Below are 15,009 nucleotides of genomic sequence, written 5' to 3' on the forward strand. Positions count from 1 at the left end.
CACCCATTTAGAGCCACCCATACGGAGGCACCGCCGGGCCCCGTGGGAGTCCCCTCCCAAGACACGCTCACGGCCCAGGACCCAGAAGCAGCACAAACCCGCCGCCTGGGCAGAGCTCTCAGGGGGCGGTGTCCTCCACGAGCGTTGCCGATCCGGTTCTGCCGAGAGCGGGGCCGGCGCGACTGCCCAGCAGCGAAGCGGCGCTGTCCCGCGTTCCGCAGTCGCTTGCGTTGCTTGCGCAGCTCCGCCTTCCTCATTCTGTTCGCTCTTCGGTTTCCGGGGGCGCTGCCAGACCGGCTCCCACAGCAACGGCGGCCCGTATATGTCGGCGCGCTCCTGGAGGTCCTTCCTCAACCGGGCGGCGATGGCCTTAATCCTCGGGTCCGGGGACCGTGTGGTCATCCGAGTCCTCCCGTGGGTATCGCCCCGCCCGCCCGGGGTGGGGCGGGCCGCTGGGTGTGGTGCGTCGGGTCCGGTGGCGCCATGGGCTGGGAGCCGGAGCGGTGCGCGGCAGCTCGGTCCTTCACGCCTTTCTGGAGCTGGGCGGCCATCTCAGCAACGGCCGTGTCGATCAATGGACGAAGACGTTCACCGACCTGCGGCTCAGCGCGGCCATCATCGACCGGCTGACTTCAACGGCGCCATCATCCAGGCCGGCACCGAGTCCTAATACCTGCTCACATCAGGGCCACACCGGACAGGCCCCGGAGGCTGACCGGGCGCCAGAGGGAGGGGCCGAACCGCACGATAGCCAGCCAGCCGGCCAGGCCAAGAGCGGGAACCGGCCAGCGACGCCAAGGGGCGGCCTTGGACACTTCGGCTCCCATCCTGCTCAGGCGCGCGTTCCCGGGGCAGTTGGGGTACCAGTGGAGACGGATCAGGCCCTTGAGGTCATGAACGGTGGCAGAACTCCGCTTCGGTGACGTCTTTGGCTGTCGTGCCCTCCAGGGCCAGGTGGTCGGTGTTGATGTAGAGGGTCATGCGGTGGCGGCTGTCGCGGGTGGAGACGGTGAGGGCTTCGAATCCGTATCCGGCGCCGCGCTGTCCCCACAGTTCGATTCCGCAGGAGGTGGCCATGCGCATGAGGCCGAGGCCGTGGTCCTCGGTGCCGGCGGAGATAGTGGTGGTCATCTTCCGCAACTGGGCCTCGGGCAGCAGTCGGCCGGTGAGCAGGGCGCGGTAGAAGCGGTTGAGGTCGCCGGCCGTGGTGATGAGTTCGCCGCTGGCGCGCAGCGGTGAGGGGTTGAACTCGGTGACGTCGATGCCTGGCAGGGGTGCCTGGATCTGGGCGGTGGAGTAGGCCCGTCCGGACGGGCGGGGCAGCGTTTCGCGGGTGCCCGGTGAGCTGGTGTCCCGCAGGCGGAGGGGGTCGATGATGCGCCGGTGCAGCTCGTGCTCGTAGGAGTTGCCGGTGATCTTCTCCACGATCATCGCGGCCAGGAGGTAGTTGGTGTTGGAGTACACGAACCTCTCGCCCGGCCGGGCGGGCGGGGGGTTCGACAGGGCGACGGCCAGGAGCTGCTCGGGTGTCCAGGTCTCGTGCAGGTGCTGGAGCCAGGGGGGGCCGATCTGGTGGAGGGCGGGGTCGTTGAGGTAGTTGTACACACCGCTGGTGTGGTTCAGTAGCTGCCGGACGGTGATGCGGCGGCCGTCGTGACCGTTGCCCCGGACCACGCCGGGCAGCCACTTCTCCACCGTGTCGTCGAGACCGAGCCGGTCCTCCGCCTCCAGCTGGAGAACGAGGGTGGCCGTGAAGGTCTTGGTGATACTGCCCGCCCGGAAGTGGTCCGCCGGATGCGGTGGTCGCGTCGTTCTGCGGTCCGCGACCCCCACCGCCCCCGCCCACCGGTCCGCGCCGTGGATCACGGAGACGAGGACCCCGGGCGCACCATCTCTTACCGCCCGCTCCATGGCCGCGCGCGTCCGCGCGTGTGCGTCGTCCCGACCCGCCGGCGATGCGGCTGCCGACCAGGGCGCCGGGATGATCAGGACCACGGTCAGGAAGGCCGCGGTTACGGTTGCAAGGGCGGTACGAAACCCTCCCGCTACCTTGGGCATCGGTCGTGCTCACCTCCATGGACGGGGTACCCCGTCACCAGCCAAACAGAGCCGCCCCCACCCCGCACCCCCGGTTGGTACGTGTTTTTGAACCGGGACTGCTGTGGGTCGGCCGCCGACTGGAACTATCGCTCCGGGGTTCAGATGTGAGGGCTCGTGGCCGAAGAAGGTGGTATGCCGAACTTTCCTTCTCGTCGCGCTGTGCTGGCCGGCGCGGCTTCGCTGACCGTTGTCGGTCCGTCGCCGGTCGCGGTGGCTTCTTCTGCCCGAGCGGGTGGAGAGGTCATCGCGGAACGGCGCCTGGACGAACGGCTGGTCGAGCTGACCATCGACTCCCCCGCCCTGGGCAGCACCATTCCCGTGGCTCTGCTCACCCCGCACGGCTGGGACCGCCGTGGCCGGGGTGACCGGTGGCCGACGCTCTACCTGCTGGCAGGCGGGGACGGGGACCACACGACGTGGACCACGATGTTCCGGGTGCAGGAACTGACGGAGCTGCACGATGTCCTGGTGGTCATGCCGGCCATGCCGCTGTTCGGGTTCTGGACCGACTGGTGGAACAACGGCCAAGGTGGCACACCACGGGTGCGCACATACTTCCTCAAAGAGGTCGTGCCCCTGATGGAGCGCCACTACGGGGCCGGGCCGCGGCGGGCAGCGGGAGGCGAGTCCCAGGGAGGCTTCGGCGCCCTGGGCATGGCGGCACGAAACCCCGGCCTGTTCCGCGCCATCGCCGCCTTCAGCGCCCCCGTCCACCCGATCCAGCACCCCGAGATGTGGCTGTCCGGCGCAGCGTACCTGGGCGTTGACGGCTACAAGATCTGGGGAGACCCCTGGAAACAGTGGGAGGTCTGGCTGGACTGGGACCCGTTCTACCGCGCCAAGGGCCTGCGCGACACACCCCTCTACCTCGCCTCGGGAGACGGCACCCCCGGCCCACTCGACGGCGACGCCGACGTCCACATCCCGGGCACCGAGAAATGGATCGCCCTGTTCCCCGACGACGTCGTCTCCGTCACCGAAGCCGCAGGCGGCTTCGAGACCCGCACCCTGACACACCGACTCAGGTCCCTGGGAGCCCCCCGTCACCACACACATCTTCCCCGGCACCCACAGCGGCACCTACGGATACCGCGAACTACGCCACGCACTACCGATACTCCTCGATGCCCTGCGCCCTTGACCCAGCCCGGCGAGACGCGCCCAATCCTTCGGACCCCTGGCACCTACCTGGCCCGCGCCGGCTTCCCCGGCCAGCTACGGGTGGCACCCTGCCGTGCGAGTCGCCGGGTCATGAGGGTGATGGTGGCCCAGGTGATAAGGGCTTCGGAGTGTTGGACGAGGCGTGTCGGGTAGCGGGGACGCATTGCTGCGTCCCCGCCCCCTCAGAGAAGGGCTGGCACTGCTCTCTCCGGTGATCACCAGCGTGGTGCTGCTGGTGACAGGCGGTGTGTCAAAGTTCCAGGTTCTTCAGCTCGTCGGAGCCACCTGCACGCCGGTAGACGACGTGGTGCACGCGTCCCGAGCAAGGCGATGGTCCTCAGAGGTCCGTCGAATACAACACGCGCACACGGCAACAGGCTTATAGCGATCAGCCACCAGGCTGCATTAGCTATGCGATGGTTTCGAAGCCCAGCCCAGACCCCTGGGGGCCCATGGTGAGTCGCAGGGTCGCGTAGCCGGGCTCGCCCTGGTTGGCGTGCTTGCCCCAGTACTGGCAGGTGTAGCCGGTGTCCTTACCCAGGGGGACGGCTTTGGCGGGAGGCAGCGTCTGGCAGGCCAGTTTGCTGGCGTCGGTGCGACCGGAGGTGGGTCCGTACTGCTCATTCAGCGAGTCGTAGGCCGTGCTCGCCACCAGCAGGCCCTTCTTGGGGGTGGTGGTGAAGAAGATCAGGGAGCTGCCCTCTTTGGCTGATTCGCTGATCTTCACCTCGTAGGGGATCGCGACTCCCTCGTAGACGGCGACGCACTGGCTGACGGCGCCAGCTGTCTCATCCACACCGTCGGGGCACTCCGCGCTGGTCTCCCCGGGCACCCGGGCGGAGCGCAGGATGTCCTGGCGCAGGTTGTGCTCCACCTTCTCGGCGAAGGGCGCGTTCATCGGGGGAAGCGGGGTGATCTTCAGCTTCTCGCCCGCTTCACGCTGGGGAATAACACCCTTCTGGGGACCGTCGACGGCAACCGGCAGTGCCTTCTGCGCGGCGCCCCCGGCGCTGTCCTGGTCATCGGAGGAGCCGCACCCGACGGTGAGCAAACAGGCCGCGATGAGGCCGAAAGCGATCTTGGAATTATGCATGAAGTGAGATTAAGTGCCCCCACTGACAAAGCGATCACCGGGGACCACAACCCCCACCCGAAGGACGCCGACCAGAACGCAGCGCGCCCGCCGGTCACTGACGTGGTCAACCCGGGCGGGGGGGGCTCACGGCTACCCGACTCCAACCGGCGCAAGCCGCTACAGCGCTGACGCCTGACCAACTGACGCCGCGTGACATATCCGCGACCGAACCCACGCACCTGCCCCATCGCAGCAATCCCACAAGAACACCCACGGACCCAGCCCCTTCCACGCGATCCCACCTGTCTCCAACAGCGACGTCGGAGGGATGGTTCTCATCCGCTGTGCGGCGCTATCACGTCGCTGGTCGGGATTGGGTGGGAGTGGGGCGAAATTTCGCGGGTATGCGGGGGTGAGTCAGCTCAGCGCTGGGAGCAGAAGGGCGGATGTATGGACCTGTCTGCGCAGGACAAGGGACCCGAGCTGCTGGGCTACCACCCGATCACTGTCTCCGCCGTGTTCGAGGAGAGCGGGGGGATCGCTGAGGCGCGCGATCTGGTCCGCGACTTCCTCACCTCCGTGCAGGCCGCGCACGGGCTGCCGGTATCGAGGCGGGCGATGGATATGGTGAAGCTCGCGGTGAGCGAGCTGGTGACCAACGCGCGCAAGTACGCCCCCGGCCCGTGCCTCCTCACCCTCCAGGTCGAGGACGGAGCGGTTCAGGTCAGCGTCTGGGACAGCAGCACCGCCCTACCGCTCCTCCTGCCCGCAGATCCCACACGGGTAGGCCAGCACGGCTTGGAGATCGTCATGGCGATCAGCCAGAGCTTCGCGATCCACCGCGAGCCCGTAGGCAAACGGATCACCATCTCCATCGTCCTCGCCGGCGACCCCGGCGGACACCCCTCCGGCCGCCAAACCACCTGACCCCAGACCGCGAGACGACTGGGTCTTCACATTCGGCTCGGGTGACACCAGGCCGGGATCCGTACGAACACGGTGAAAGCATGGGGAGACCAGTCAGGCACCGTGCCAATGGCAGGGATCCGCGCCTCGCCACTCAAGTCGAGTTCTGGGCGGAGTGGGCCGGTCCGTCCAGGATGGTGGCGGCCACACTCGACGAGATCGCCGGCGCGTACGAGGGCAGGCTCGTGATCACCAAACTCAACATCGACCACAACACCACTACCCCTCCCACCTACGACATCAGCGCGCTCCCGACACTCCTGCTGTTCAAGAACGGCACGGTGACGGCCACCAGGATCGGAGCCCTCTCCCGAGGGCAGATCGAAGAGTTCCTGGACGCCAACCTTTGACCAGACCCACCCCGGCAAACCGAATGGACTCCGCAGACCCTGTGTCCACCACCTGACACCCACATCCACGGCCGGTGAACACAATGCCGTGCGTGCGTTCCCACCCGGTGGTCTGCACACTTAACTGGGTCAGCCCGGCCGGGTTCCGGCCGGGCTGGCGTTCGTGCGGGGTGCGTGGTGAAGGCTCTGCTTCGTGGGGGCCGTCTGAAGGCTAGCGGTGTGTGCCGCTTGCCTGGTCGCGGTGTTTGGTGCGGTGTCTTGTGTGCGCTGCCCGTTATCCGGCGAGGCTGAAGGCTCCGCCTCCGGCGATCAGCGAGACGCTGCTGAGGCTGTTGATGGGGGTGGTGAGGGCGGTGCGGTCGGTGGCGGTGCCGTCGCCGAGCTGGCCGTTGTTGTTGTAGCCGACGGCGCTGACCTTGCCGTCACGGTCGAGGACGAGGGTGTGGTAGTGGCCGGCGGAGATGGCGCGGATGTTGGTGGCGCCTTCGAGGGTGATGGGGGCGGGGCGGTCGGTGCGGGTGCCGTCGCCCTGCTGGCCCTGGGCGTTGTAGCCCCAGGTCTTCACGGTGCCATCGGCGAGCAGGGCGACGCTGTGGTGGACCCCGGCGCTGATCTCGCGGGCGGTGCTGATCTCGTCGACCTTGACCGGGGTGAGGCGCCTGGTGACGGAGTTGTCGCCGAGCTGCCCCTGGACGTTGTAGCCCCAGGACCAGACCGTGCCGTCAGCCAGACGGGCGAGGCTGTGGGCATTGCCCCCGGCGACGCTGCGGACATTGGCGAGGCCGGTCACGGTGACGGGGGTGTTGCGCTGGGCGAGGGAGTTGTCGCCGAGCTGGCCGTTGGCGTTGTAGCCCCACGCCTTGACGGTGCCGTCGGCGAGGACGGCAAGACTGTGGTGGTCCCCGGCGGCGATGGCCTCGACGTTGGTGAGACCGGCGACGTTGACCGGGGTGACGCGGGTGGCGACGCTGTTGTCGCCGAGCTGGCCGTATGTGTTGAGGCCCCAGGCGCGCACAGTGCCGTCGGCGAGCAGTGCCAGGCTGTGGTTGGCGCCGGCTGCGATGGCGACCACGCCGCGCAGTCCGGTGACGGTGGATGCCTGGTCCTGGTTGGTGACGGTGCCGATGCCGAGCTGGCCGCTGGTGTTGAGGCCCCAGCTCTCCACGGTCCCGTTGGAGAGCAGTGCGAGGCTGTGGCTGGCGCCGGCATCGATGCTCTTGATGTCGGTGTCGGTGAGCCCCGCCACGGTCACGGGCTTGTACTTGGCGTTGGCGACCACGCCGCCGAGCTGGTAGCTCTCGTTGGCTCCCCAACCCTTGAGCCGGCTTTCCTGCGCGGTGGCGGTCGAGGGCCACGTCATCAGGATTGCCAGCAGCGTCAGCAGGCCCACCAGGAGCGGGGCGCTGCGGTGGCGGCCGCGGTGGAGTGCGTTCATGTCGGTCCTTAGCGATTCGTGTGGCGCAGGCAGGCAGCAAAAGCCGAACCATTGCGCATAGTGATTACTCAGTCACTATATGCAACCGTGCGAGTGGGTCCCCGCTCCGTCAGGGACCTCTCACGCGGGCGGGCTACACACCCCGACATGCTGATATGGCGAACCGCCGCAGCCGAAGGTGAACTGCGCAGCGATCTTCCCCGCCGTGACTGGGCGGTGATCCGCTGTCCGGGATTCCCGATCGGGCCCGTAGGCAGGGTGATGGTGCGCCACGTGCTCGTGGAACTGCCGCTGCGGGCTCAGGGGTTCAGCGGTTCAGGAATGCTTCGAGGCTGGTGGCCAGGGCCACAGGTGTCTCGTGCATGGGGTAGTGGCCGCTGTTGGCGATCTTCTCCAGTTCGGCGTTCGGATAGTGGCTGAGCCACGTGGCGTGCATCGCGTCGGCCGTCAGGGCGAGATCGTGCTCGCCGACGATGACCTTGACCGGGACGGGGTTGCCGATGATCCGTTCCGTGAGGTCTGCGGTGACCCAGTCCTTCACGTAGCCGCCGAACGCCTCGCGGGTCGACCACTGCAGAGAGTGGTCGACCATCAGGTCGACCCACACCCGGGAAGCACGTCGGCCGGTGACCAGGTCCACGATGGACCGCCGCTTGTCGCGGTCCTGTGCTGCGCCGTAGAACAGCGCTTCTCCCTCGGCGTTCAGCGGATAGACACCGGCGGGGACAGGGGCCACGCCGACCAGCTTGCGTACTCGGTGCGGCGCCTGGGCCAACACCTGTTGGGCCGCCTTGCCGCCCATGGAGTGGCCGATGAGGGAGAAGCTTTCCCAGCCGAGCTCGTCGGCCAAGGCGAGGGCGTCCTCGGCGATCTCAGCGAGCGTGTACGCACCGCGCACGGTTTTGCGATCGCCGTAGCCCCGGTAGTCGAGGAAGGCGTAGCTGAAGGTGTCACCGTCCAGGTAGTCCAGGAAGGGCCCCCAGCCGGCGCTGGTGCCGAACCAGTCGTGGAGCACCAGCACTTTGTGGTCGCCGGAACCGATCAGGCGGCGGGAAATGCTCATGGCGGGCTTTCCTCTCGTCGTCATGGGCGAACGTCGCTCTCCTTTGAGAACGCACCCTTCCAGGTCAGGCCCCGGAAGCCTCGGCAAGTGACGCTTAAGCGTCCAGGGACCGCATCCGCGGCACCATCCGGGCGCCCGCGGTGGTGCCGTGCGACAGGTCGTGCTCCGCTCGTGATGTTCCTCAGCCACTGTGATCGCCATACTCCGGTAGATGGGATCCATATACCGCTCCATCGCGGGGCGCGAGGCCATCAGCCGCTGGTGCACAGACCGGCTCGACGGCTGGGCGGTGGCTCATAAACGGGTGACGCTGACCGTGTCCGGTGTGCGGACGCATGTGGTGACCGCCGGGACGGGGAGCCCGGTGCTCTTCCTACCGGGGACCAACTTCAACGCAGCAGCATCCCTGCCGCTGGCCACCGCTCTGGCCGCGGCGGGGCACCGCGTCATCCTGCCGGACGTCCCCGGACAGCCCGGCCTCAGCTCCGGTGAACGCGGGCTCGCCAAGGGTCGGCTGTCCTGGTACGGCACCTGGCTGAACGAGGTCATCGAACAGACCATTGCCGCCCCCGTGACGGTGATGGGGCACTCCTTCGGCGCCGCCGTAGCCCTGTCCTGCCACTCCCCGCACATCGAACGGCTCGTCCTCGCCTCCCCCGCCGGACTGACCAGACTCAGCGTCCCCCCACACCTCCTCGCCGCCTCCACCGCCTGGTTCCTACGCCCCACCCCCACAAGCAGCGCCCGCCTGCTACGCGCCATGTCCGCCCCCGGACGCCAACCACGTAACGAGCTGGTCGAGTGGATGACCCTCGTCGCACGGCACTCACGCTCCAGCGGGGCACCCGGCCGCGCCGAACCACCATCCGGCCAGCGGTGCACGCAGCTGGCCGTCACAGGAGCCAACGACGTCTTCCTCCCACCCCACCGACTACGCCGCGCAGTCCACGACACCCTCAAAACCGAACTACAAGTCGTCCCCGGAGCCGGCTCGTACTGCATCGTGCTGGCATCGGGCGTTCAGGCCATCAAGTCCATCCCGATGGCCACCCTCAGCAACGACGCCCCCAGGGGCAGCGACGTCCGCGTCTCGCGCAACGACGCCTCCTGTCCGGGCAACTCCATTCGCGTGACCACCGGCACCGACGGTGTGGCGGTGAACCGGCCGTTCTACTTCCTCGTCCCGTAGCAGCTTCGTGCTGAGGTGTCCCGTCCCGGTAGCCCGGGCGGGACACCCCGGCCCGGCCCGGGCGTCTTCCAAGGCCGGGCCGTGAGGCGGGCCGGTCCGGATCCCGGGCGGGCTGCCCTCGCGATCGGCGTGCCGCGCCACGTGCCCGGTTCGTGGAGTCGACCAGCCGGGTCTGCCGTCCCCGGCCGTCCGGTGTCCGCGAAGCCGCCGGAGACAGGTGAGCGAGGTGTCCCCCGGGCCGGTGAAAATCCCCGGCCCGTGCCCGATCCGCCCCCGTTCCCACGAAGCTTCTCCACGACCCGTACGACCTGCTGGAGGAGTGAGATGAGCACGGTGGACGAAACACAGCACACGTGGAGCAGTGACGACCCGGTGATCGTGCGGGCGACGGCCATCGTGGCGCAGACGCTGGGGCGCGACGCCGAGTCGCTGCGGCCCGAATCGGTTCTGGCCGACGGCCCGGGCGCCGACGAGGAGGGCCTGGCCAACGTCGCCTCCCTGCTGGAGATGGAACTGGACATCGACGGTCTCTACGAGGACGCCGGCGACTGGGAGACCGTCGGCGACATCCTCGACAGCGTCCACGACCAGACGGCCTGACCGCCGCACACCTCGCCGCTTCGAGAACGAGAGACCGGGATGACCAGCGAAACCACCAAGACCACCGCCAAGGACAAGACCCGCGCCCGGGGCAAGAAGGACCCCCACGCCCCCAAGCGCGCCCTGAGCGCCTACATGTTCTACTCCCAGGACCACCGCGAACGCGTGAAGCAGGCCAACCCGGACGCTTCCTTCTCCGAGACCGGAAGGATCCTGGGGAACGAGTGGCGGTCCCTGTCCGACACGGACAGGAGGCCCTACGAGGAGAGGGCCGCCAGGGACAAGTCGCGAGCCGACGCCGAGATGGAAGCCTACGAGGCCCGGCACGCGGACGACTAGCACGAAGGCGAGCGGAGCACACCGCGTCGCCGGCCCCGCAAAGAGCCAGCAACGCACACAAAAGCGCCGACACCCGCCCGCGCGCCACGGCAGCGCCTCGGGCAGCCTCACCGCCACCCGGCCGCAGACGCCTCCCGGCTCTCCCTGCGGGCAACCCGGCCCTCCGGCCGCACTCAGCGGCACCGGGGCCGCCGCCACGCACCAGGCCGAAGCCGACACCGACACCTTCCGGGACTCCTGGTCCGCCCCGGCCAGGTGAGTTGCCGTCGTGCCTAATGATCCAGCGGCACCTACCGGCAGGCCCTTCCTGGAGCGCCGAGTGGCTGGCGTGGAATGTTCCAGGTGGAGGCTCTGCGGTGTCCTTCGAGCGGGGTGTGGCTGCCTTGGCTCCGCAGTACCAGTCGGGGCGGTAGCGTGATCGCCAGGAGCAGTCGTGGTTCCGAGCTGAGCTCGACCCGTCCGCGGTTACGGGCGTTTTCACTATCCGGGACAGCGATCGGGTGGGGTCCGGCCGGACGCGGCGGTCGCGCGGTGCGGCTCGTCGGCGGCTGCGCACGTTGAGGAGAGCAGCATGGCTACGGGTGTCGTGAAGTGGTTCAACGCGGAGAAGGGCTTCGGTTTCATCGAGCAGGATGGCGGCGGCCCCGACGTCTTCGCTCACTACTCGAACATCGCCGCCCAGGGTTTCCGCGAGCTGCAGGAGGGCCAGAAGGTCGAGTTCGACGTGGCACAGGGCCAGAAGGGCCCACAGGCGGAAAACATTCGCCTGGTCTGACACAGCCCCCTGACCCCATGGCGCCCCGCAGCCGGCTCTCAGCCGGTGGCGGGGCGCCGTCGCGCGTGTGGCCTCCTTGCCCGGGGTCGGGACACCATCGGCCCCGAGCGGTGAAGTGTGACGCCGCGGAAGGTGGAGCCGACGCGGAAGGCCGCCGGGGGGTGCTGGTGGCTGGGGTTCGCGTTCGGAGGCTTGTTCCGGACTCTGCGGGGGCGGATGAGTGGGGTGGGGCAGCCTGTTCGTACCCGGGTGGATGCGGTCCGCCGGATGTGCCGGTTCGGGGCTGCCGCAGCTGCGCGCGGTGTCATGCTGAGCGGGCCGAGGGGGCCACATTTGCTGGCTGCCCGGCGTGTTCGCTCCGTCTCGGGCTTCCCGGTGGCGGTGACCGGGGGCGGCGGACACGCAGCGTCCCCCGGGCGCTGCTGCGGCATCCCCGGGGGCGGGTCGGGCCCCGAAGAAGGGATGAGGCATCTGATGTCCTCACGTTCCGCGTTACACCCATCGCTTATGCGGCGGCTTTCCGCGCTGGTCGTCTCCGGCGCCCTGGCCCTGACCGGGCTGGTCGCGCTCACCGCCCCGGCCGCGCAGGCTCTCGCGGCGGCGCCGGTGGCATATGTCGCCGACCTGAACGACAACACCGTCTCCGCGGTGGACACCGCCACCAACACCGTCACCGCGACGATCCCCGTCGGCAACAGCCCGGTGGGCGTGGCGGTGTCCTCGGACGCGGCGTCGGTCTATGTCGCCAACTCCGGCTCGAACTCGGTGTCGGTGATCGACACCGCCACCAACACGGTCACCGCGGCCTTCGCGGTCGGCGCGGGGCCCGTCAAGCTCGCGCTGTCTCCCGGCGGCGCCAGCCTCTACACCGCCAACTCCGGCGCGAACACGGTCTCCGTCGTGGACACCGCCACCAACACCGTCACCTCCACCGTGGCCGTCGGCAGCGCCCCGTACGGTGTCGCGCTGTCCCCGGACGGGTCCCGCGCGTATGTCTCCAACAACTCATCCGCGTCGGTGTCGGTGATCGACACCGCCACCAACACCGTCACCGCCACCGTCGGCGTGGGCGCGAAGCCCAATGTCATCGCGGTGTCCCCGGACGGGTCCCGGGCCTATGTGACCAACCAGAACTCTCAGAGCGTGTCGGTCATCGACACCGCCACCAACACCGTCACCGCGACCGTGGCCGTCGGCTTCGGTCCGTTCGGCATCTCGCTCTCCCCGGACGGGTCCCGCGCGTACGCGAGCAACAACAGCGGCAGCTCGGTCTCCGTCATCGACACCGCCACCAACACCGTGACCGCCACCGTCGGCGTCGGCAGCGGCCCGTTCGGCTCCGCCGTCACCCCCGACGGCGCCTCCGTCTACGTCCCCAACGGCTACGACGGCACCGTGTCGGTCATCGACACCGCCAGCAACACCGTGACCACGACCTTCACGGTGGGCACGTTCCCGTACGCGATCGGCTTCAAGCCCGCCAGCAGCGTCCCCTCCGCGGACCTGGCCTCGACGGTCACGGACTCGGCCGACCCGGTCCCCCTGGGCGATGCGCTCACCTACACCCACACCGTCACCAACAACGGCCCGGCCACCGCGACGTCGACGACCTCGACGCTGACGCTGTCCGGCTCCTCGGCCACCATCCTCTCCGCGACCAGTTCCCAGGGCTCGTGCACCATCAGCGCGCCCACCGTGAACTGCACCCTCGGCACCCTGGCCAACGCCGCCTCCGCGACCGTCACCGTCACCGTCGAACCCCAGTCCACCGGCACCATCACCGCGACCGGCACCACCGCCTCGGCCGTCGCCGACGCCACCCCGGGCAACAACTCCGGCGCGCAGAACACCACGATCGCCAACAGCCACGGCTGCACGATCACCGGCACCCCCGGCAACGACACCCTCAACGGCACCAGCGGCAACGACGTCATCTGCGGCCTGGGCGGCAACGACACCATCAACGGCGGCAACGGCACCGACACCGTCCACGCCGGAACCGGCAACGACAAAATCGACGGCGGCAACAACGACGACACCCTCCACAGCGGCGCCGGCGACGACATCATCAGCGGCGGCAACGGCGCCGACCACCTGTACGGCGAGGCCGGCAACGACACCAGCTACGGGGAAACCCTCCTCGGTTCACTGCTGCACCTGTTCGACAACGGCAACGACCACATCCAGGGCGGCCCCGGAAACGACGACCTCGACGGCCAGAACGGCAACGACACCCTCACCGACACCAACGGCACCGACACCATGAGCGGCAGCCTCGGCAACGACAACATCAACGTCCAGGACGGCACCGGCGGCGACACCGCCCACGGCGGCCTCGGCTCCGACACCTGCACCGCGGACACCACAGACACCACCACCGGCTGCTGACCCACCAGACACCAACCGATCCACCCACACGGCCCTTCGCCGGGTATCAGCACTCCATGAACCAGACCCTGATACCCGGCCCCCGGCCCACCACCCACACCCCACGGCAGCCAGGTCCAAAGGGGCTCACGAGCTTCAGGAACAGCGGGTCCTTCACGTCACTGTCCAGGATGTTCACGCCCTCGCCGGCCGGACTGACTGCCCAGGGCAGAGACGGTAGTCGCCCCCGGGGATGCAGACCCCGGGGGCGTGCCAGCTACCGGCGGCGTCCGAACAGGCCGCGGCTCTTCTTCACCCCCGCTTCCGCCACCGCGCGGGCAGCGGCCTCCTCCGCCCGACGGCGGGCAGCACGTTCGGCTTCGGCGGCGGCTTCCCTCCGGGCGACGTCGTCGCCGTGGCACACCCCGCACACGGACAGGTCGCCGGCCTTCCAGGCTCCGGGGCGCGCAGTGGTCTCCTCCCAGCGCTGGTCGGTGAACTTCGCCCCGCACCGCGAGCACACCGGCCGCTGCGCCTCCCGTTCGGCGGCCCGCTGCCGCTTGTCCTTCTCCTCGACCCGCTCGTACTGGCGCCGGTAGAGGGCGTCGCCGTCGGGGTTGTCGAGCGCGGCGGTCAGCGTCTGCTCACCGGTGCGGCCGAGACGTCGCCACACCGCCGCGTCCGCGCCGTGCTCCTGGAGCCGCTCCAGGGTGGTGACGACCACGGGCACCACCTGGCCGTAGTCGAGGGCCGTGATCCCCCCGTAGAAACTGTCGTACCGGCGCGGTGCCCAGTACCGTCGGCCCGCCTCCTCCAGCACCTTCACGGTGTTGGCGACCCTGGCGGCCGTGGTGTCGGCGAACACAAACGCCAGCGGAGGTGTGCCCTCCCTGCCGGTCGGCGGGTAGACCCGGCGCCACAACCGCTCCTCGTGGCCGACAAGCTGCTCGATCGCGTCCGGCCGGGAGCGGACCAGGTCCACGGTGCGCTGGTCCGCGTCCGGAGGGAGCAGCCGGAACCAGTCGGCGTAGCGGCGGAGTTTGCGGACCAGCTGGTGGGCGTCTTCGGTGCGGCGGTCGATCTCCAGGAGCAGGATCGGCACCTTGGCCTGGGGTGCCCGCATCACGAGGTCGGCCCGCTGGACGTAGCCGCCTGTGAGCCGGTGAGGGATCTCGGTCTGGAAGGCGAGCGGGTACCCGATCCCGGAGCGGTGGAGTTCGGCGGCGGTCGAGGTGACCGCCGCGGCGTGGTCGCTGTAGCCGGTGCCGAGCAGCTCCCCCGTGTCCGGGTCGTACTCCTCCTTGCGGAGCACCGAGACCCGTATGCCCTCCGGCTCCAGGAGCTTCCTCGCCTCACGGTGTCCCCGGTCGGTGAGCACCCACACCTGCCGCTGGTCCTTCTGGACCGATTCAATCCTCACCAGGCGGTGGTCCTCCATGTCCAGGAGGTTGTCCCGCGTGAGCCTGTCGTGGCGGTTGCCGGGGCGGGTCAGCTTCCACAGCTGCTCGGGCGTAGCCCTCTGGAAGATCCCCAGCGCTTGCAGCAGCTCCTGGCGTCGAGGTTCGGTCGAAGTCCTCCGGTGCTCAGGG

General features: G+C 69.1%; 11 protein-coding genes and 3 pseudogenes. 8 read left to right on the plus strand and 6 right to left on the minus strand.

The features are described from left to right. Positions 1–891: 891 nt before the first annotated feature. Complete coding sequence (locus OID54_RS37860) at positions 892–2,058, minus strand: serine hydrolase domain-containing protein (protein WP_329012093.1); 1,167 nt, start codon at positions 2,056–2,058, stop codon at positions 892–894. A 174-nt stretch (positions 2,059–2,232) separates the two neighbouring features. Here OID54_RS37860 and OID54_RS37865 point away from each other — a divergent pair. Further along, positions 2,233–2,919 (plus strand): annotated as a pseudogene (locus OID54_RS37865) (alpha/beta hydrolase); the annotation flags it as partial. A 380-nt stretch (positions 2,920–3,299) separates the two neighbouring features. On the opposite strand, the pseudogene OID54_RS39340 reads toward OID54_RS37865, so the two are convergent. Together OID54_RS39340 and OID54_RS37870 are read right to left on the minus strand one after the other, a co-directional pair. Further along, positions 3,300–3,404: pseudogene (locus OID54_RS39340) on the minus strand (IS5-like element IS4811 family transposase); the annotation flags it as partial. 266 nt (positions 3,405–3,670) lie between these two features. Next, positions 3,671–4,354 carry a hypothetical protein gene (locus OID54_RS37870; RefSeq protein ID WP_329012096.1) on the minus strand — a complete coding sequence of 228 codons (684 nt, stop codon included), beginning with the start codon at positions 4,352–4,354 and terminating at the stop codon, positions 3,671–3,673. A 432-nt stretch (positions 4,355–4,786) separates the two neighbouring features. Between OID54_RS37870 and OID54_RS37875 the strand changes: the two genes are divergently transcribed. Further along, positions 4,787–5,263: an ATP-binding protein gene (locus tag OID54_RS37875; protein ID WP_329012100.1), complete on the plus strand. Its 477-nt coding sequence runs from the start codon at positions 4,787–4,789 to the stop codon at positions 5,261–5,263. Between the two features lie 137 nt (positions 5,264–5,400). After that, a pseudogene (locus OID54_RS37880) lies at positions 5,401–5,652 on the plus strand (thioredoxin domain-containing protein); the annotation flags it as partial. Between the two features lie 274 nt (positions 5,653–5,926). Here OID54_RS37880 and OID54_RS37885 read toward each other — a convergent pair. Together OID54_RS37885 and OID54_RS37890 are read right to left on the minus strand one after the other, a co-directional pair. Beyond that, the gene (locus OID54_RS37885; RefSeq protein WP_329012106.1) at positions 5,927–7,087 is read right to left on the minus strand and encodes an RCC1 domain-containing protein; all 1,161 of its coding nucleotides are present in this window, start codon (positions 7,085–7,087) and stop codon (positions 5,927–5,929) included. Positions 7,088–7,394: 307 nt separating this feature from the next. Then, a complete protein-coding gene (locus tag OID54_RS37890) occupies positions 7,395–8,150 on the minus strand; it encodes an alpha/beta fold hydrolase (RefSeq protein WP_329012109.1) in 756 nt (251 codons plus the stop codon). Between the two features lie 211 nt (positions 8,151–8,361). On the opposite strand from OID54_RS37890, the gene OID54_RS37895 reads away from it, so the two are divergent. The 5 genes from OID54_RS37895 (at position 8,362) to OID54_RS37915 (ending at position 13,441) form a co-directional block, all read left to right on the plus strand. Continuing rightward, positions 8,362–9,339: an alpha/beta fold hydrolase gene (locus OID54_RS37895; RefSeq protein ID WP_329028068.1), complete on the plus strand. Its 978-nt coding sequence runs from the start codon at positions 8,362–8,364 to the stop codon at positions 9,337–9,339. Between the two features lie 324 nt (positions 9,340–9,663). Then, entirely contained in the window at positions 9,664–9,939 is a 276-nt protein-coding gene (locus tag OID54_RS37900) for a hypothetical protein (protein ID WP_329028070.1), read from the plus strand. Positions 9,940–9,978: 39 nt separating this feature from the next. Then, positions 9,979–10,278, plus strand: a complete 300-nt coding sequence (locus OID54_RS37905) for a non-histone chromosomal protein 6 (RefSeq protein WP_329028072.1) — start codon at positions 9,979–9,981, stop codon at positions 10,276–10,278. A gap of 571 nt (positions 10,279–10,849) precedes the next feature. After that, positions 10,850–11,053: a cold-shock protein gene (locus OID54_RS37910; RefSeq protein WP_329028074.1), complete on the plus strand. Its 204-nt coding sequence runs from the start codon at positions 10,850–10,852 to the stop codon at positions 11,051–11,053. Between the two features lie 507 nt (positions 11,054–11,560). Beyond that, entirely contained in the window at positions 11,561–13,441 is a 1,881-nt protein-coding gene (locus OID54_RS37915) for a YVTN family beta-propeller repeat protein (protein WP_329028076.1), read from the plus strand. A gap of 256 nt (positions 13,442–13,697) precedes the next feature. Here OID54_RS37915 and OID54_RS37920 read toward each other — a convergent pair whose 3' ends face one another. Then, positions 13,698–14,966, minus strand: coding sequence for a replication-relaxation family protein (locus OID54_RS37920; RefSeq protein WP_329028449.1), 1,269 nt, complete (start codon positions 14,964–14,966; stop codon positions 13,698–13,700). Positions 14,967–15,009: the final 43 nt, after the last annotated feature.

It is taken from the genome of Streptomyces sp. NBC_00690 (genome assembly GCF_036226685.1).
GTDB lineage: Bacteria > Actinomycetota > Actinomycetes > Streptomycetales > Streptomycetaceae > Streptomyces.